Genomic DNA, 18,042 nt, shown 5'->3' on the forward strand with positions numbered 1-18,042 from the left:
ATCTTCTATTCAGCCGTTAGCAAGAACTTTCACTTATTCCATAGCTTTGCACTATATGGAAATATGTACGGTATTTACACAAATATTCGAGTGCTATTAATAAATATATTTGGTTTTCCTCCTCTTGCCTTTTTCTTGGCCTCTTCCTCTATTAAAATTTCTATTATTTTTCCAATGTTTTTCTTTTTACTCCTCTTAGTCTTCGAAGCTTCTCTTCATCAAGTTTACTTACCTGCTCAAAATTTATACCTTCCCTAATATTGCTTCTACTACTTGTTTCTTAAGTTATCCAAGAAGTCTATTGTCTGTTCAGATACGAGGTAGCTGCTGCCATTTGAAATATTTTATTCACCTAAAATTACATTCTACCTATTTTAAAAGTAGTTTAAAAAAACTTTATAGACTGCATACAAAAGACCTAACATCTTTAGCAATGCCTTCATAAATCCTTACTAAATCCTCACTTAGTATTGAAGGATTTCCACAATCAGAAGCACTACATATTTGCGGATCTAGAGGAACTCTGCTCAAGAGTTTGACTCCCAGCTCTTCAGACATTTTTTTTGCACCACCTTTTCCAAATATGTGTATTTTTGAATTATCTTGAACAAAATAGCTCATATTTTCCACAATGCCGATAATTGGCACGCTGAGCTTTGTGAACATATCATAAATTTTTTGTGCATCGATTAAAGCAAGCTCCTGTGGAGTTGAAACTATTATTGCTCCAGTTAAACTAAAATTCTCCATCAGACTTAAATGTACATCGCCAGTGCCAGGCGGTGTATCAATGATTAAATATTCTATATCAGACCACCTTGTTCCCATTAGCAAATTGTAAAGTGCTTTTGTGATCATAGGTCCACGCCATATTACTGCGCGGTCCTTATCAATAAAATAGCCAATTGAAATAGTATAGAGACCATGTTTCTCTATAGGCATTGCTTTACCACTCTGTATTTCTGGTTTTAATTTCTCAGTGCCCAACATTTTAGGAATCGAAGGACCATATATATCTGCATCAACTAGCGCAACTTTATGTTTTAATTCTGCTAACGAAAGAGCTAGATTTAGTGCAACTGTCGACTTACCCACACCTCCTTTACCAGAAGCAACGACAATTATATTTTTCACTCCTTCGATATGAAGTTTAGCTTTTTGTTGCCTAGCTTGTTTTTGACCAGTAGCAACTACAGTAACCTTTCCTACTCCCGGTATCGCCTTAACAGCTTGCTCACAATTTTTTCTTAATTCTTCATTTGGCTCAGTAACTTCAAGAGCAAAAGCAACATCTTTACCCTTAATAACAATTGAGGATACTACACCAACATTCTTACCACTTTTCTTCTCTATAACCTTTTTTAGGCTCTCTCTTACGATTTCCTCATTAACCTGTGTAAATTTTTTCCAGAACATATGATGAAATTTTTTCTATTGGTGTATACTAACATAGAATAATTAAACTGCACTGACTTTAAAGCGAGGTTACAAGAATATGCTAAATGATAACAACTTAACACAAGCACAACGAAATTTGCATTTAAAGTTGAAAAAGGTAATATCAAATGGTGAGGAAATTGGTAATATCTTGAAAAGAGCCTCAGAGAATGATTTACTAAAAGTTCTTACAATAGGATATACTAAACGATTTCCAAGAGGTGGGGAACGCACTTTAATACTGCTTAGCCTAGCTATACATAGAGACAATAATGAATGTGTTAATTCTATTTAGAACAAGCTCAAAACAATGGTATACTACAAGATATTCTTACTGCTCCAAATATTATAAATTATCAAGATGGTTTGATGTACAACTTAACATCGCTTAGCTTTGCCATACATTACAACAAGGAAAGATATGTTGATGTTATTTTAACAAAAGCTCAGGAAAATGGTATATTACAAGATATCCTTGCTTCTAGAAATATTGTACAGTATTTAAATATTATAGCGTATACTTTAACGCCACTTAACTTTGCTATATATAAAGGCAATAACAAGTGTATCAATTCTATTTTTATACGAGTTCAAAATAGTGATACACTACGAAATATCCTTACTTCTAAAGATATTGTGCAGCTTCCAGGCGTGACGTATGTCATTAAACCATTTGCCTTTGCTATATATAAAGGTAATAATGAATGTATCAATTCTATTTTAATACGAGCTAAAAATAGTAGCATGCTACAAGATGCATTTACTGCAGTAAGTACTGTACTGTTTCCATATGGTAGATATACTTTGAATGCTTGTGAGCTAGCTGTAGTTGTTAATGAGAACAATGCTAGTATTAGGACTGCATTAGATAATGTATCTATTTCTTCTAGGTATGTTAGAGAAAATAGCAAAGTTAATTAATTTCTTAAGTAACTCTTTCTTGCAAGTACTACTTTTTTATGTATCTGTTCAGGCAATGGCGTTAACTTAAGAGAATAAATTAGCAAGCTCTCCTAAAGACATGATGGCGTTTAGGCTTATCTACTTTATTGCGGCTATACAATCTTCACGTTAACTTTAGTGCGTATTTTAAAAAGGGCTTGAAAGTTTTTTGGTGCTAATAAGCACCTGATAAAGTTTCTGTCTCATTACACCAAATAAAACTGAAAAATTTAAACAATACTCAGCAATTTGATCTGGGTTCCAAGGCTCTTGTGCATCACACATATGAAGTATTGCACATGACCAAGTTTGCACAAAATTCTTGTTTCTAAATTTATCCCAGAAAAATTCTCTAATTCTCCTTCTACTTTGAGTCGTTTATAGCACTCCTCTATGTGACACCTTAATAGATAAGCTTTACTGATATCTTCTTTATTGAAATAAAATAGAAACCAAAGGTCCTATTTTTCACAGTATTTTACTCCTTAACATCTTTCCTTAAGTTAACGCTATTGGGTTTTGTTGCATCGCTATCTACGATGAATAAAAGATAAAATGTAGAATATCAATAGCTTATTATTCTAGCATTTATAGTAAGGACAGTCAGTAAATATCTAAATTTAAGTAAAAGAAGTTTTACTATCATTCACTAATCTAGCTAGAATTCAAGAATTTCAATGCTTTAGCTATTTTAAGTAGAATTAAATTTACTAGTACAAACAATAAATTACTATTCTTAAATTTGATCAGATTGATTGCAAAAAATAAGATTTTCAATAAGCTGCTTGTATAGTTAACCTTTCATAGATAGTGATGCAACAAAGCCCCGGTGGAGTAACTGCATTATTAGGTACTGCTATATCTATAGCACTTTTTACAGCCGGAGCAATTACAGCTGAGTTAATACCTATAGTTATAGCAGTAGTTGCAATTACAGCAACAGCACTAATAGTTGGCAATGCTATATATAAATTGTCAAAGCCTGATACTCAAGTTGATAAACCAATCTTAGCAAATCGACAGCAAGAAACTGCTAGCGATAGTAGGATTGCCTAGCGATTCTGCCACAGTGTCAGCTGCTTCAATGATATCCATTTGTTCCTATAATTATCTTTTCTTGGCTACCTTATTTTGCTATTCTGCTGAACAGAGACAAATTTACTTTCTTACTTCACTCACTAAAATTTTAATATGGCGTTTCTTTCCTGCAGACAATTTTATGAATGACTGATCTTTGAAGCTCTCAGAATTTATTATATAGTTAACATCATTTATAGTATTATCATTAACTTTGCATCCATTGCCCTGTATTAAACGCTTTGCCGCGCCTTTTGAAGGTTCAAAACCGGTGTCATGAAGCAAGTCTATCAGGAGTATGCCATTTGCAACTTGTTCTCTTGTGATAGTGTAACCAGAAAGCAATGAACTGTCTTCATTTTCAAAAGCAGAGATTGCAGCAGATCGTGCAAGTTTCGCTTCTTTACAACCGTGACATATTTTTGTCACTTCTGTTGCCAAGACCTTTTTTGCTTCGTTTGTTTCTTGATCCTTCAAGGACTCTAGTTTTTTAATTTCATCAATTGATAAATCAGTGAAAAGTCTCAAAAAACGACCAACATCTTGATCATCAACATTGCGAAAATATTGCCAGTAGTCATAGGGCTTTAGCATGCTACCATCAAGCCATACTGCTCCACTTTCAGTTTTGCCCATCTTTTTTCCTTGTGCGTTTAATAAAAGAGGTGTGGTAAGACCAAACAGCTCAGGTAAATTTAACTTTTTGCCAAGTTCAATTCCGTTTACTATATTTCCCCATTGGTCTGACCCTCCAATCTGGAGACGACAGCCATACTTTTTATTCAACTCGACAAAATCATAGGCTTGTAACAACATGTAATTAAACTCGAGAAAGCTTAGATTTTGCTCCCTATCTAGCCTAATTTTCACACTATCAAAGCCTAACATGCGATTTACAGAAAAATGTGTCCCTATATCACGCAAAAAGTCTATATATTTTATGTTATCTAACCAATCTGCGTTGTTTACTATGATTGCACCAGTTTTTCCATAATCGAAAGATATCATCTTCTCGAGGGTTTTCTTTATACCAAGTATATTTTGATTGATATCTTCTATCGGCAAGACGCTTCTTGCTTTGTCTTTACCAGATGGGTCACCAATTTTTGTTGTGCCACCTCCAAGTAGAATTATTGGCTTATAACCGAATTTTTGTAGGTGACGGAGCATCATGATTTGAATGAGACTGCCAATATGCAAACTTGGTGCCGTACAATCAAACCCAATGTATGCAATTATATAATTATCTTGTGATAATAGCTGGTCTAACCTATCAATGTTTGTACATTGATATAGGTATCCTCTTTCTTGAATGAAGTTTAAAAACTCGGATTTATGTTTCATAATATGTTATTTTGTGTGTAAACGGTGTTGTTAACGATGGCGTCATTCCAGTGCTTGACGCTGGAATCCAGTTTATTATGAAATTTCATCAAAAATGTTGTATAGTGTGCTCGTTTATGATTAAGTTTTCTAGATTCCAGTGTCAAGCACTGGAATGACACCACCAACTTCATAAGGGTTGCCTTCAAAATTACAACATTTGAGCAAGTGTATACCAGCTACCTGGATAATCAATTCCATAACTCTTCTATCTTATAATATTCTCTTACTTCTGGCCTGAATAGGTGAACCATTATACCTTGAAAATTCACAATCACCCAGTTACCTTCATCCATACCTTCTACATCTATTTTATCATATTGCTTGAGATTTTTCATCACGTGCTCAGCTAATGATTTTACATGGCGGCTCGAATCACCGGATGCAATGATCATATATTTTGCAATGACAGTTTTATTCTGCACATCAAAAGTAACTATATCTTGACCTTTGTTTTGATCTATTATATCTACAATCTTACTTTTTATTGATTCTGTATCACCATTCATTATTCTAAATTATATAATTTATCTGTAATGATACACTCAAAATTTCTGAATATGAACTATTTTTGATATGTTTCTAGTGTAACGTTTATAATACATATATTTGTAATATATGATAGTTTTCTGATGGTATGGTCATTTACTTAATCGGATTTCCGGGTAGTGGCAAACTTACGATTGCAAAAGAGCTGTGTAATATTATTGATGGGGTGATAGTAGACAATAACCTGTTTAATAATATTATATTTGATATGATTGATTTCAGAAACGCTGAGGTTACAAGTGAAATATGGGAAGAAATTTTTGTGATTAGAGAGAATATGTTAGCAATATTGGAAAAATACCATATAGAATCAAAGCATTATATATTTACAAACGAATTGATAAAAGGTGATTCCTATGATCAAAAAGTATATAACTCAGTGGTGAATTTAAGTAAAAAAATGAACGTGGAGATTCTCCCTGTGGTGTTATATTGTAATAGTGGAGAACTAGTAAAGCGCGTTCAATTAAAGGAAAGAGAGCAGGAGAGAAAAATTACTGATTCAGATTTTGCTATGAGAAGAATTAAAGGAAAGAAACTATTTGTGCCTCAAGGTTCACTTGAAATTGATAACTCAAACTTAAGCGCAAAAGAAGTTGCAAAAAAAATTGTTGAAAAAATGAATAGTAAAAAAGTAGTTGGAACTTCTATGATAGATAATTTAGCAACAGAGAGTATTTGTGATTAGTGAGGAGAAAGAGTATCGCCCTTGTGTTGGCATAATGCTATTTAACAAACAGGGGAATATTTTTATTGGAAAACGCTTTGATAGTGACTCTTATTGGCAGATGCCGCAAGGGGGAGTTGACGATGGTGAAGAGCTAGAGCAGGCAGCGCTACGTGAGCTATTGGAAGAAGTTGGTACTGATAAAGCAGAAATTGTGGCTAAAAATAAAGAGTGGATACACTATAACTTACCTGAGGAAGTTATACCAACATGCTGGAATGGGAGATATTCTGGCCAAAAGCAAAGATGGTTCTTAATGAAATTTTGTGGGAAGGATAAGGATATTAATATTAACTATACTGATCATCCAGAGTTCAAAGAGTGGCGTTGGCAAAATGTGGATGATTTGGTAGCCAGTGCCATACCGTTCAAAAAAGAAGTTTATAAAAAAGTGATAGAAGAGTTTTCTTCTATCATAAAAGGATCTATTTATGATAGTTGATTCTCATTGTCATCTAATTTATTTTTCTGATGATGAAATACCAAAGGTAATTTCAAGAGCAGAGCAAAATGGTGTGAGAATTTTGCATAACATATGTATAAGCATTAATGATATCCCTAAATTATTAAAAATCTCTTCATCCTATGATCAAGTCTACTGCTCCGTTGGTATACATCCGCTTGATACTAATGTGGAAAAAGGTGAGTGTATAAATGCTGATGAATTGATTGAATTTACTAAGGGCAAAAAGGTAATTAGTATCGGTGAAACCGGATTAGATTTTTATAAATCTGATAACAAAAGCAATCAAAAAAAAAGTTTTGCATCACATATAGAAGCGGCAAAAGTAACAGGATTACCTTTAGTTATTCACACTAGAAATGCTGATAGTGAGATGATTGATATGTTAAATTCAGAAATGAAGAAGGACGCTTTTAGTGGAGTAATGCATTGCTTTGCTTCTTCTAAAGAGCTTGCTTATAAGGCTATGGACTTGGGATTATACATTTCATTTTCTGGAATTATTACTTTTAAAAATGCGAACTTACTAAGAGAAATTGCACAAAATGTGCCACGTGAGCGTGTTTTAGTTGAAACTGATGCACCTTATCTATCTCCTGAGCCTTACAGAGGAAGAAAAAATGAACCGGCAATGGTGAAATATGTTGTGAATTGTTTAGCAGAATTATGGAATGAATCGCCGGAACAAGTAGCAAAAATAACTACAAATAATTTTTTTAGACTGTTTTCGAAGCTTGAGCTCAAAGAAATTCTATAGGGCAATTAATTTAGCTGACAGAGCTCTTTTACTGCACTTACAGATTTATAAAACATCTCTTGTTCACTATCGTTCATTTTAACTTCTAGAATTTTCTCAACTCCATTTTTGCCAATAATAGTAGGAACACCAATGAATAAGTCTTTCACACCATATTCACCATTAAGATAAGCAGCGCATGGTAATATACGCCTTTTATCTTTTAAGTATGATTCTAGCATGCTTATGGCTGAAGATGCAGGAGCATAGTATGCAGATCCAGATTTAAGTAGATCAACTATTTCTTTTCCACCATTACGAGTGCGCTCAACTATTTCATCAACTTTTCCTCGCGTAATCAAACCCATCTCAATGATTTGGGTAAGTGGAATGCCAGCAATTGAAGCATAATTGATTAGTGGTACCATAGTGTCACCATGTCCTCCAAGCACAAAAGCAGATACATCTTCGACAGAAATATTTAACTCACTTGCAAGAAAATAACGAAAACGAGCAGAGTCAAGCACTCCTGCCATACCAATAATCATATTAGTTGGCAGGCTTGAAGATTTGTATACTACTGAAACCATAGCATCTAAAGGATTGGTAACCACTATTACAAATGCGTTTGGAGAATGTTTTTTAATATTTTCCCCAACCTCTTTCATTACTGCAGCATTAGTTTGCAGAAGGTCATCTCTGCTCATTCCAGGTTTTCTGGCAATGCCAGCAGTTATTATAATTGCGTCAGAGTTTTTTATATCTTCATACCTATTTGTACCAGTAATATTGACATTAGATCGATCAATAGGAGATGATTCTGTAATGTCAAGCGCTTTACCTTGTGGTATTCCATCGCTGACATCAAGCAAAATAACATCTCCTAGCTCTCTTAGTGCAATCATATGGGCAAGAGTCCCACCGATATTTCCTGCACCAATCAAAGATATTTTTTTTCTTTGTGCTGTCATTTTCTACTCCTTTATATTTACTTTTGTGGCTTTACTACCTTCCCAAGGGGATAAGCTGTCAAACATACGAAAATCTTGTGGTAAGTCTATAGGATTATATACAACCTTTTTTGCCTCTATATCGTATCTTACTTCCTCGTAGCCAGTGAGAGGAAAATCTTTTAACATTGGATGACCTTTGAATCCATAATCCGTTAAAATCCTACGTAAATCTGGGTGATCAGAAAACTCTATTCCATACATATCAAATACTTCACGCTCAAACCACGAAGCTGCGTTAAATATATTTGCTACACTTAGAGGTATATCACCTTCACATAACTGAAGCTTTATGTGCACTCTGATATTGTGTACAACGCTGAGCAAATTGTATATTAGCTCGAAACGTTTTTCTCTATCTGGGTAATCAACTCCAAAAACGTCAACTAATAATTCAAGCCTACACTTTTCATCATCACGTAGAAAGAGTAAGTGATTTTCAATGTCATTCAAAGCTGAATATATTACAATAGTGCCATCATTTTTCTGAATACATTCACATTTAGTCTTTTTTTGTATGTATTTTGCAGTTTTATCCATGCTATATATTTTTAGTTCGTTTTATTTTATTTTGTAGACATAGCATTCCATATAGCAACGCCTCAGCAGTTGGAGGGCATCCAGGAACATACACATCAACTGGCACAATTCTATCGCAACCACGGACTACTGAGTAAGAATAATGATAATAGCCACCGCCATTTGCACAACTTCCCATAGAAACGACGTATTTGGGATCTGCCATTTGATCATAAACTTTACGCAATGCTGCTGCCATTTTATTAGTTAACGTGCCAGCAACAATCATAACATCTGCTTGCCTTGGGCTTGCACGAAAGATTATGCCATATCTATCAAGATCATAACGACTGGATGCAGTGTGCATCATCTCTACTGCGCAACATGCAAGACCAAATGTCATTGGCCATAATGAACCAGACCTTGCCCAGTTCATTATATAATCTATTAAATCGCCAAATTTAGTGATAAGAAAACCTTCTTTTTTGTAACGATTCCAGTCGCCATTAGATAAATTTACTTCCATTCCAACGCACCTTTACACCACTCATAAATAAAGCCTATAGTAAGTATTGCAAGGAATATCATCATAGACCAAAATCCGCAATAGCTTATTTTAGATAAAGAAACGGCCCAAGGGAAAAGAAAAGCAATTTCTAAATCGAATATTATGAACAATATTGCAACTAAGTAAAATTTTATGTCGAAACTTTTTCTGGCTCTTGATAAAGGATTAAAGCCACACTCATATGTAGAAAGCTTTTCACCATCTGGGTTACTGACTGCAAGAAACATAGGTAATACACCTAAAGTAAAGGATACTACAATTGATACACAGATAAAAATTAATATGGTTAAATATTCACTCATTTAAAAAACATATAACACTATGAATTTACATGCTTTCCTAATCTTTTACCACCTAAAATATGTATGTGAAAGTGCGGTATAACTTGCTCTCCATCTTTACCGTGATTAGTAACTAATCTATATCCTGTTTTTTCTAAGTTATATTTATGTGCTATTTCTCTAACAGTTTTAAAAAAACTTACTATTTCCTCTTCGGAAGCTTTCAGAACAAAATCATCGTATGAAACGTATTGAGCTTTTGGTATAACTAGAATATGAACTGGTGCATCAGGATACTTATCACGAAAAGCTAGCACATTTTCATTTTTATGTATTTCCTCATAAGACAACTCACCTCTTAATATCTTAGCAAAAATATTAGTGTCATCATAAGCTGTACTACCCATACTTTATTAAATTCCTGGTCCTCTTCTATTTTGCTTATGATTTGGTGTAGAAGGTGGGCTTATTGCTGCTTCGCTAGAAGCATCTTCAAGACTTGAAACGTCTTTTAGCTGTATATCTTGTCCACGCAAAACTGACCCATAGTCCATTTGGTGTCTTTTTGAAAACGTTTCTATTCTTTTTGCCCTTCTTGCAGCAATAACTTCTGGTTGTAAATGATACATATCTCCAGGAACAGTTAGGCTATGATACCTTTCCTCTATTTTAACTTCTTTCATAACACTCTCCATAATTTATTTCCCCCTACCTCTTATGCTTTCGCAACTTTCAAAATCTTGTTTAATAGCTTTTTGCCAATTATTTAAAATTTTCTCTGATGACTTTTCTTTACCTATATACCTTATAACTTCTTGTGACTGTTGCTTTTTACTATCGTATCCACTATACAACTTTTCTGCAATATCATACAACAACTTTCGGTCTGTGTGAACTTTAAACTCTCCACCAGTAATTTTTGCCAAATTTTTGAGATCATAATCAATTTTATTATAAATTCCTTCAAGAGCGTACTTTTTCATTACTTTTTCGTCTATACCTGGATTTTTATCTTTTATTTCTTGGATAATCTTCTCAACATCAACTTCAATTACAATTTTGTTTTCTTCTCTAAAAATAGTTATATTTGGCAGATCTTTCCTTATTTTATCTAATTTCTCTGGACTCAAGTAAGGTATATCCCCCGTTAAAGTTCTTGACGCTAAAAAACTTACCTTACCTTTTTCTTGTTTTGTTATTTGTATGCCAAGGTACTTACTAGCTTCTGTGGTTTTTATAGGTGGGTCATATTTCTCTTCTTCTTTAGGTACATCACTCACAGCCTTTTTTAATGAAACTTTAGCATCATGCTTCATTTCATCAATTGAAGCAAACGGTTTCTTTATAGGATAAATAAGTGCTTTAGGCACAAGAAAAAACACGCCTTTTATCTTAGCCAAAATAGACTTTTTATTTGACTCATCTTTTGCCATACATACCTCCAAGTCACTTTCTACAATCAGATAGTAAAATACACCCAATTATAGACGAAAATATTTAAGCTTGTATATCTATTATAAGATGAAATTATAGAGATAGCAATCATTATTTGTACATTACCAAAGTATGTAGTATTTTTGCTGCTTTTCTTGTTCAAATTACCTTTAAAGATAAATTATGTTAAAATGGAACGCAAATAATATTATCGATGCTACTGGCGGAAGAGGGGAGGGTGTTTGTAATTCGGTATATAGCTCAAATATTTCAACGGATACAAGAAGCATAAAAAAAGGCGATTTATTTATTGCTCTCAAGGGAAAGAAATTTGATGGGCATGATTTTCTACATGAAGCATTTTTAAAAGGAGCTGTTGCTGCGGTAGTAAGCGAAGATAAATATAGAAATTTTCCTCTAATTATTGTGCAAGATACTCTAAAAGCTTTGCATAATATGGCATCATATTACATTAGAAATGTTCTTGTTAATGCTAAAGTTATTACAATTACAGGTAGTGTCGGGAAAACGACTACAAAGGACATGCTGCACACTGTTCTATCGCAATATGGAGCGTCTTATGCAAACAAAGATAACTTGAATAATAATATAGGATTACCTTTTACTATTCTAAAAGTCCCAAAAAACTGCCAGTACTTAATCCTTGAAATGGGAATGAATAGAGCTGGTGAGATAAAAGAGCTATCGAAGATTAGCAATCCGGATATTGCAGTTATTACCAACATCGAACCTGCGCATGTTGAAAATTTTTCATCTCTACTTGATATTGCGCAAGCGAAGTTAGAAGTCCTATGTGGTATGAAAAATAATGGTACTTTGATTTTGAACAAGGATAATAAACATTATGATTATCTTTTATCAAATGCTGACAGAAATGTAGTGAGCTTTGGTAAGAATGAAAGTGCTACTGTTCGTTTGTTAGACCTAATAAGAAACGATAGCGGTATAAATTTAAAAATTAAACCGCACAACGGTCAAATTATAAACTGTAATTTACGTTTGCGGGGTGAGCATTTTACATACTCTGCATTAGTTGTGACAGCAGTTGTGCAAAGTCTAGGACTTGATTTATCGAAATTACCACTAGCACTTGAGAATTTTACTGTAACAGAAGGTAGAGGTAATGTTCATCAAGCTAAATACAATGGAAAATTAGTACATTTGATTAACGACTCCTATAATGCTAACCCTACTTCAATGAAGGCTGCAATAAGAACTTTAGGTACATATTCTAATTTAAGAAAAGTGGCACTACTCGGCGATATGTTAGAACTTGGTAATGAAAGCATAGTATTTCATACAGAATTGCTTGACTCTATAGTAGAACAAAATGTGAATAAAGTTCATACAGTTGGTAAATTTATGTTAGAATTGAATAAACTTTTACCGGAGAATATAAAAGGCATGCATTTCGATGATTCTAACCAATTGAAAAGTAATTTAGCTAATATTGTTCAAGGTAATGATGTAATTTTAGTTAAAGGTTCTCATGGAATGAGAATGGACCTTATAGTGCAGGAATTCACAATAGAATATTAAATAAAACTATTGTATTAATTTAAAGTTAAGTTATTGGAAGTTTTAACTGTGATAAAACGTATAGTTATTTTTGGTGGAACGGGATTTATAGGAAAACACATCGTAAGACGCTTGGCAGCGGCGGGGTATTTAATAAGAATATTTACTCGTGATCAGGAAAAAGCTGCTTGTCTAAAGTTATGTGGCAACTTAGGGCAAATATCAATACTTGAAGGAGATTTTTTTAATGAAAAATCAATTTTAGAAAGTATGGAGGGGTGTGATGTTGTTATAAACTTAGTAGGAATATTATATGAAAAAAGAAAATACGATTTCTATACAGTTCATGTTGGAATAGCTGAAAGAATAGCAAAAGCTGCGCAAATAAAAAATGTATCCATGATGATACATTTTTCTGCCATGGGAATAGAAAATGATAAGTTATCAAAATATGCCCAAAGTAAATTGAAAGGTGAGAAAGCTGTAGCTTCGGCGTTTCAAGGAGCAATGATAATTAAGCCCAGTCTTGTATTTGGTAAAGAAGATAATTTCTTTAATAAATTTGCAAGATTAGCAACAATTCTTCCTTTTTTGCCGTTGATCGGTAGTGGAATAACGAAGTTTCAGCCGATATGTGTAACAAACTTAGCTGAAGTGGTATACCGTATTATCAGCTTTAATAAGCAAGATAAAAAAATTTATAATATAGGTGGATCAAAAGTTTACTCTTTTAAAAGCTTATTAAAGTTTATTCTGAATGTGACTAACAGAAAGTGTCTACTGATCAATGTACCTTTTCCAATGGCAAGATTGATAGCCTTTTTCTTAGAAAGTAAAGTTGTTTCTGTGCTGTTAAAACCTATAACTGGAGATGCAAGCCCTATACTTACTCGAGATCAGGTGAAAGTTATGATGAGTAGTTCAATCGAAAAGTCAGATGATCTCGAAACAATGAAAATTAGACCACTAGCAATTGAAAATGTGGTACCAGAATACTTGAAAATTTATAGAAAGCATTGATAGAAGAATGTGCCCGGTAGGATTCGAACCTACGACCCACAGCTTAGAAGGCTGTTGCTCTATCCAACTGAGCTACGGGCACACATCATATATAAAATGCTTCTTAGTACACGTGAAGTCAAGTATTTCTTGTGAATATAATGTTTGTGATAATATCTCAAAACTTTGTCAGTACAGCATGTAACGATAAAATTGAGAAAAAAGAAGCGTGGGTAATAGGAAGTCTAATAGCGCAGTAACACAGAACCCCAGGCTAAACCTGCACCTATTGAAATCAGCAATATCAGATTTCCTGACTTTATTTTTGATTCTTGTACTGCATAGTCTAAGGCTAGTGGAATTGACGCTGCTGAGGTGTTTGCATGCTTATCAACTGTATTAATTACTTTTTCTATAGGAAAATCTAATTTCTTTACTACTGCTTCAATAATGCGAATGTTTGCTTGATGGGGAATTAACCAGTCAATATCAGTAATCTTCAAACTATTGCATTTTAGAGTTTCCTCTACTGAGGCTGTTAATTTCTCTACTGCATGTTTAAACACTTCTCTTCCATTCATAAGTATCTTTCCAGAATCACGAGTAGAGGATATTCCTCCGTTTGTACATAATAAGTCCACATTGCCATCAGAGTGTAAGTTTGTTGATATAATGCTACTGCTACTCATTTCTGATTTCATTATCACTGCACCAGCACCATCACCAAAGAGTATACAAGTTGACCTATCTTCCCAATCAACAATCCTAGACATTATTTCAGCACCAATAACAAGCGCGTATTTAATTCTATCGTTAGACTTTATAAGTGAATCAGCAACTGTAACTGCATATATAAAACCAGAGCATGCTGCCTGTACATCAAAAGCAAATGCGTTTTTACACTTTAATTTACTTTGTATAATCGTTGCACAGCTAGGAAAAGTTTTGTCAGGTGTTGTTGTTGCAACTATGATCAAACCAATTTCATCTATTGAAATTTTCGCTTTTTCTATAGCATTTTTCGCTGCATTAACAGCTAAATCTGACGTTAGTTCTCCTTCATCTGCTATATGTCTTTGAACTATTCCTGTTCTTTGCCTTATCCATTCATCGTTTGTTTTAACTATCGATGCAATTTCGTTATTACTCAAAATTTTTTTTGGTAGGTAAGAACCAGTGCTCAATATGAAACTTTTATTCAATATGACTTACCCCGTTAATTATCTTCTGGTTTAAATTTTCACTGATTGCATTTACTGCAAATTTTATAGCGTGAGCAAAAGAAATAGCATCAGAATTTCCGTGGCTCTTTATAATGATACCATTTAGCCCTAAAAACATAGCTCCACTTCTAATTTTAGGATTAAAACGCTCTAATGCTTTATTTAGCTTGGATTTCAACAATATGCCGACAAGCATTTTTGTCATCCATGAATTAAATACTTCCTGTTTTATTAGACTGATAAAAGTACCAGCAGTTGCCTCAGCTGTCTTGAGCATTACATTACCAACAAAACCATCAGCAACAATTACGTCTATATTACCATCTAAAAATTCACTTGCCTCTATATATCCTTTGAAGTTAATACTTGGAGCATTTTTGAGTAACTCAAAAGCTCCTCTTACTGAGTCAGTACCTTTCACTTCTTCTGTACCAATGTTTAGCAAAGCGACTTCAGGATTTTCAACTTTTAATGCTATTTTTGCAAATATACTCCCCATTAATGCAAATTGAAATAATGAGTCAGTATTACAGTCAACATTTGCACCAAGATCAAGCAATGCAAAGCTTTTTGTCTTAGTTGGACAGACAGATGCAATAGCAGGACGATAGATATTGGGTAATGTTCCTAAAATAAATCTGGAGATAGCCATCAATGCTCCAGTGTTGCCTGAAGACACCATTCCAAAAGCTTTACCTTTTTTCACTGCTTCAACAGCTGCCTTCATACTTGAATCTTTGCGATGTTTCAGTGCAAAAGAGGGTTTATCATTTGGAAGAACATTATCAGAGCAATGGGTAAATTCGGAGTTATCGATTACTTTTTTGTATTTTGAAAGCAAAGGAGATATTTCTTTCTGATCTCCATAAATATGAAAAAAAACTTCAACACCTGGATCAACAAGATTATCCAAGAAAAAACTAGCACCCTGAATTACGGAAAGAGGTGCAAAATCCCCTCCCATAGCATCAAGTGCGATAACTATGTTGTTGTTGACCGTGGGTAACATATCATGAGTTACTCCGCCTTTTGTTTAATGAAAACACGTTTTCCTTTGTAACTATTGTCAACTGCTATGTTGTGAGGCAACATGAATTCTCCAGTTGTTGCACATACCACAATATTCTTAGGCTTAATAGTATGATGAGAACGATGCATATTACGCCTTGACTTTGACTTTTTTCTCTTCGGAACTGCCAAAACTTACTCCAATTCAATTATATAACACAATTTATTAGTAGCATGTTTTTTACAAGAAGTAAATAGCGAAATAAGTAAGGTTTTCTTATACAATTCAGTCTTATGAACTTAAACTCAAGCATTTTGATCAAAGTATATTGAACTTAAGATATATCTTGACTATACTCTGCGATAGAGTTAATAAAAATTTTAATAAAATCAGTAAAACTAATTTTTAGCTAAGATAAATGCAAAGTGAGTTCCTTTGATGTAAACAGTGTTAGAATAATCGGTAGATGCTTTATCAACTTTCTGTTGAGGCTTGGTAACGCATTTGTGTTTTTTATTCAATCTCTATACCACTGCTTTGTGCCACCGTATTATTTTAGCAATGTAGCAAAACAAATTATAGAGATAGGCTTTTTCTCTTTACCAATTGTTGGGCTCACTGGAGTTTTTATAGGAGCGGTGATAGTTTTACAAAGTAGCTTAAGTGGTCTATTGATTAATCAAGAACAAGTAGTACCTAAGCTTGTTACGATCACTATCATTAAAGAGTTAGGGCCAGTTTTGATTAGCTTAATAATGGTAGGAAAGGTTGGGTCCTCAATTGCAGCAGAAATTGGCACGATGCGCATCACTGAACAAATAGATGCACTTACAACTTTGGACATCAATCCTTTCAAATATTTAATTGCACCAAGAATTCTAGCGTCAGTTATAGTATTTCCAATACTTACAGTATGTGCAGATCTAATAGGAATATTTGGAGGGTATGTCACCGCAGTCTTTGAATTTAACCACAATTTAAATATATACATAAAATATACAGCTCAATTCTTTAATATAAACGATTTTGTTGTTGGGCTAATGAAAGCGACTGCTTTTGGGGCTATAATTTCTGTTTCAAGTTGTTATTACGGTTACCATTGTAGAGAAGGTGCACGAGGAGTAGGTGTTGCTACAACATCAACTGTTGTTTTTTCGTCCATATTGATCATTTTAGCAAACTACTTGATTACTTTGATACATGTATAGCCCCATAATATCAATATTGAACCTAAGCTTGTCTTTTGATGATAGAACGATATTAAACAACATAAGTTTTAATATATCGAAGGGGGAATCATTAGTCATACTTGGCGGCTCAGGAAGTGGTAAATCTGTATTAACAAAAATAATCATTGGATTGCTAAAACCAGACTCAGGGTCTATTAAAATAAATAGTGAAAGCAAAAATAAATTTGGAGTCTTATTTCAAAATTCTGCTTTATTTGACTACGTTACAGTGTGGGAAAATATATCTTTTAATTATAAAAAGCGCTTTAATATCAGCGAAAAGGAGGCAAAACAGCTAGCAATCGAGAAGTTAAATGATGTTGGACTGGAGGAAAGCATAGCAGATATGTTTCCAATCGAGCTATCAGGCGGAATGAAAAAAAGAGTAGCACTTGCAAGGGCGATTGCGCACAATCCAGAAATTATTGTATTGGATGAGCCAACTTCAGGATTGGACCCAATTATGTCAGATATGGTAAACGAGATAATAATAAAATTATCTAAAGACTTTAACCCTACAATTATCACGATTACACATGATATTCATAGTGCATTTAAAATAGCTGATAAAATAGCAGTATTATACGAAGGGAATATTATCTACCACGGAACTGTCCAAGAAATACAAAATACTAATAACGAATATATAAAAAAATTCATTCATTATATATAGCTATAGGTTTACAAACGATATTGTGAATGCCATATCTACCCTAACTTGAGCTACTGACAATTGTCGTTCTGTTACTAGTGTAGTGCCACGGTGGTATGGTGTGTTAACTATAAAACAACGCATTAAATATAGCTAAAGTAACTTATATCAACTTTTATTATTATGCCAATTCCAACTGCGGAAATTTATTGAATTTGTTACTTCACTACTCAACAGCAATTACAACTGATGATTTTATTTCATT

General features: G+C 33.7%; 22 protein-coding genes, 1 tRNA gene and 3 pseudogenes. 10 read left to right on the plus strand and 16 right to left on the minus strand.

Translation table 11 applies throughout. From position 1 onward, the window contains the following. Positions 1–19: 19 nt before the first annotated feature. Together ABWU56_RS00895 and ABWU56_RS00900 are read right to left on the minus strand one after the other, a co-directional pair. Positions 20–247, minus strand: a pseudogene (locus ABWU56_RS00895) (IS5/IS1182 family transposase); the annotation flags it as partial. Positions 248–396: 149 nt separating this feature from the next. Beyond that, entirely contained in the window at positions 397–1,416 is a 1,020-nt protein-coding gene (locus tag ABWU56_RS00900; RefSeq protein WP_010403618.1) for an Mrp/NBP35 family ATP-binding protein, read from the minus strand. A 79-nt stretch (positions 1,417–1,495) separates the two neighbouring features. Here ABWU56_RS00900 and ABWU56_RS00905 point away from each other — a divergent pair, with 79 nt between their 5' ends. Next, positions 1,496–1,732 (plus strand): hypothetical protein, encoded by a 237-nt coding sequence (locus ABWU56_RS00905; RefSeq protein ID WP_353281610.1) that lies wholly within the window; start codon positions 1,496–1,498, stop codon positions 1,730–1,732. A 74-nt stretch (positions 1,733–1,806) separates the two neighbouring features. Next, on the plus strand, positions 1,807–2,358 hold the full coding sequence (locus ABWU56_RS00910; RefSeq protein WP_353281611.1) for a hypothetical protein: 552 nt from the start codon (positions 1,807–1,809) through the stop codon (positions 2,356–2,358). Between the two features lie 79 nt (positions 2,359–2,437). Here ABWU56_RS00910 and ABWU56_RS00915 read toward each other — a convergent pair. Further along, positions 2,438–2,819: pseudogene (locus ABWU56_RS00915) on the minus strand (IS4 family transposase); the annotation flags it as partial. A gap of 388 nt (positions 2,820–3,207) precedes the next feature. Between ABWU56_RS00915 and ABWU56_RS00920 the strand changes: the two are divergent. Continuing rightward, a pseudogene (locus tag ABWU56_RS00920) lies at positions 3,208–3,435 on the plus strand (ankyrin repeat domain-containing protein); the annotation flags it as partial. Between the two features lie 102 nt (positions 3,436–3,537). Here the strand turns inward: ABWU56_RS00920 and tyrS are convergent. Further along, positions 3,538–4,800: a tyrosine--tRNA ligase gene (tyrS, locus tag ABWU56_RS00925; RefSeq protein ID WP_264336526.1), complete on the minus strand. Its 1,263-nt coding sequence runs from the start codon at positions 4,798–4,800 to the stop codon at positions 3,538–3,540. 230 nt (positions 4,801–5,030) lie between these two features. Next, positions 5,031–5,348 carry a ribosome silencing factor gene (gene rsfS / locus ABWU56_RS00930; protein WP_353281612.1) on the minus strand — a complete coding sequence of 106 codons (318 nt, stop codon included), beginning with the start codon at positions 5,346–5,348 and terminating at the stop codon, positions 5,031–5,033. 128 nt (positions 5,349–5,476) lie between these two features. Between rsfS and ABWU56_RS00935 the strand changes: the two genes are divergently transcribed. The 3 genes from ABWU56_RS00935 to ABWU56_RS00945 are packed head-to-tail and all read left to right on the plus strand — an operon-like array spanning position 5,477 to position 7,335. After that, positions 5,477–6,076, plus strand: coding sequence for a hypothetical protein (locus tag ABWU56_RS00935; protein ID WP_353281613.1), 600 nt, complete (start codon positions 5,477–5,479; stop codon positions 6,074–6,076). Beyond that, positions 6,069–6,557, plus strand: a complete 489-nt coding sequence (locus tag ABWU56_RS00940; protein WP_264682555.1) for an RNA pyrophosphohydrolase — start codon at positions 6,069–6,071, stop codon at positions 6,555–6,557. The genes ABWU56_RS00935 and ABWU56_RS00940 overlap by 8 nt, the downstream gene beginning before the upstream one ends. Further along, positions 6,547–7,335, plus strand: a complete 789-nt coding sequence (locus ABWU56_RS00945; protein ID WP_010403563.1) for a TatD family hydrolase — start codon at positions 6,547–6,549, stop codon at positions 7,333–7,335. The genes ABWU56_RS00940 and ABWU56_RS00945 overlap by 11 nt, the downstream gene beginning before the upstream one ends. Positions 7,336–7,340: 5 nt before the next feature. Here the strand turns inward: ABWU56_RS00945 and mdh are convergent, their stop codons facing one another. Genes mdh through ABWU56_RS00980 form a run of 7 tightly spaced genes read right to left on the minus strand, consistent with a single transcriptional unit; the run spans position 7,341 to position 11,125 of the window. Further along, positions 7,341–8,285: a malate dehydrogenase gene (gene mdh, locus ABWU56_RS00950; protein WP_353278833.1), complete on the minus strand. Its 945-nt coding sequence runs from the start codon at positions 8,283–8,285 to the stop codon at positions 7,341–7,343. A 3-nt stretch (positions 8,286–8,288) separates the two neighbouring features. Beyond that, the gene (locus ABWU56_RS00955) at positions 8,289–8,864 is read right to left on the minus strand and encodes an NADH-quinone oxidoreductase subunit C (RefSeq protein ID WP_353281614.1); all 576 of its coding nucleotides are present in this window, start codon (positions 8,862–8,864) and stop codon (positions 8,289–8,291) included. 1 nt (position 8,865) lies between these two features. Next, the gene (locus ABWU56_RS00960) at positions 8,866–9,369 is read right to left on the minus strand and encodes a NuoB/complex I 20 kDa subunit family protein (protein WP_264330817.1); all 504 of its coding nucleotides are present in this window, start codon (positions 9,367–9,369) and stop codon (positions 8,866–8,868) included. After that, positions 9,360–9,713: an NADH-quinone oxidoreductase subunit A gene (locus ABWU56_RS00965; protein ID WP_006014410.1), complete on the minus strand. Its 354-nt coding sequence runs from the start codon at positions 9,711–9,713 to the stop codon at positions 9,360–9,362. Before ABWU56_RS00965 ends, ABWU56_RS00960 begins: the two co-directional genes overlap by 10 nt. 17 nt (positions 9,714–9,730) lie before the next feature. Further along, entirely contained in the window at positions 9,731–10,099 is a 369-nt protein-coding gene (locus tag ABWU56_RS00970) for an HIT domain-containing protein (RefSeq protein WP_006014413.1), read from the minus strand. Between the two features lie 6 nt (positions 10,100–10,105). Continuing rightward, the gene (locus ABWU56_RS00975; protein WP_010403548.1) at positions 10,106–10,387 is read right to left on the minus strand and encodes a hypothetical protein; all 282 of its coding nucleotides are present in this window, start codon (positions 10,385–10,387) and stop codon (positions 10,106–10,108) included. Between the two features lie 3 nt (positions 10,388–10,390). Then, positions 10,391–11,125, minus strand: coding sequence for a hypothetical protein (locus ABWU56_RS00980; protein ID WP_353281615.1), 735 nt, complete (start codon positions 11,123–11,125; stop codon positions 10,391–10,393). A gap of 184 nt (positions 11,126–11,309) precedes the next feature. Between ABWU56_RS00980 and ABWU56_RS00985 the strand changes: the two genes are divergently transcribed. Both ABWU56_RS00985 and ABWU56_RS00990 read left to right on the plus strand, forming a co-directional pair. Continuing rightward, positions 11,310–12,686: a UDP-N-acetylmuramoyl-tripeptide--D-alanyl-D-alanine ligase gene (locus ABWU56_RS00985; protein WP_264336529.1), complete on the plus strand. Its 1,377-nt coding sequence runs from the start codon at positions 11,310–11,312 to the stop codon at positions 12,684–12,686. A gap of 33 nt (positions 12,687–12,719) precedes the next feature. Next, entirely contained in the window at positions 12,720–13,685 is a 966-nt protein-coding gene (locus ABWU56_RS00990) for a complex I NDUFA9 subunit family protein (protein ID WP_064085471.1), read from the plus strand. Between the two features lie 8 nt (positions 13,686–13,693). Here ABWU56_RS00990 and ABWU56_RS00995 read toward each other — a convergent pair. The 4 genes from ABWU56_RS00995 to rpmF all read right to left on the minus strand — a co-directional run bounded on the left by ABWU56_RS00995 (position 13,694) and on the right by rpmF (position 16,087). Then, positions 13,694–13,767, minus strand: a tRNA-Arg gene (locus ABWU56_RS00995). 142 nt (positions 13,768–13,909) lie between these two features. Then, positions 13,910–14,866, minus strand: a complete 957-nt coding sequence (locus ABWU56_RS01000; RefSeq protein WP_353281616.1) for a beta-ketoacyl-ACP synthase III — start codon at positions 14,864–14,866, stop codon at positions 13,910–13,912. Further along, positions 14,859–15,896 (minus strand): phosphate acyltransferase PlsX, encoded by a 1,038-nt coding sequence (gene plsX / locus ABWU56_RS01005; protein ID WP_264682563.1) that lies wholly within the window; start codon positions 15,894–15,896, stop codon positions 14,859–14,861. The genes ABWU56_RS01000 and plsX overlap by 8 nt, the downstream gene beginning before the upstream one ends. Positions 15,897–15,904: 8 nt before the next feature. After that, complete coding sequence (gene rpmF, locus ABWU56_RS01010) at positions 15,905–16,087, minus strand: 50S ribosomal protein L32 (RefSeq protein WP_029237672.1); 183 nt, start codon at positions 16,085–16,087, stop codon at positions 15,905–15,907. 234 nt (positions 16,088–16,321) lie between these two features. Between rpmF and ABWU56_RS01015 the strand changes: the two genes are divergently transcribed. Both ABWU56_RS01015 and ABWU56_RS01020 read left to right on the plus strand, forming a co-directional pair. Then, a complete protein-coding gene (locus ABWU56_RS01015) occupies positions 16,322–17,104 on the plus strand; it encodes an MlaE family ABC transporter permease (RefSeq protein ID WP_029237671.1) in 783 nt (260 codons plus the stop codon). After that, a complete protein-coding gene (locus ABWU56_RS01020) occupies positions 17,097–17,798 on the plus strand; it encodes an ABC transporter ATP-binding protein (protein WP_010405332.1) in 702 nt (233 codons plus the stop codon). The genes ABWU56_RS01015 and ABWU56_RS01020 overlap by 8 nt, the downstream gene beginning before the upstream one ends. Positions 17,799–18,042 lie beyond the last annotated feature (244 nt).

It is taken from the genome of Wolbachia endosymbiont (group B) of Horisme vitalbata (genome assembly GCF_964028625.1).
Taxonomy (GTDB): domain Bacteria; phylum Pseudomonadota; class Alphaproteobacteria; order Rickettsiales; family Anaplasmataceae; genus Wolbachia.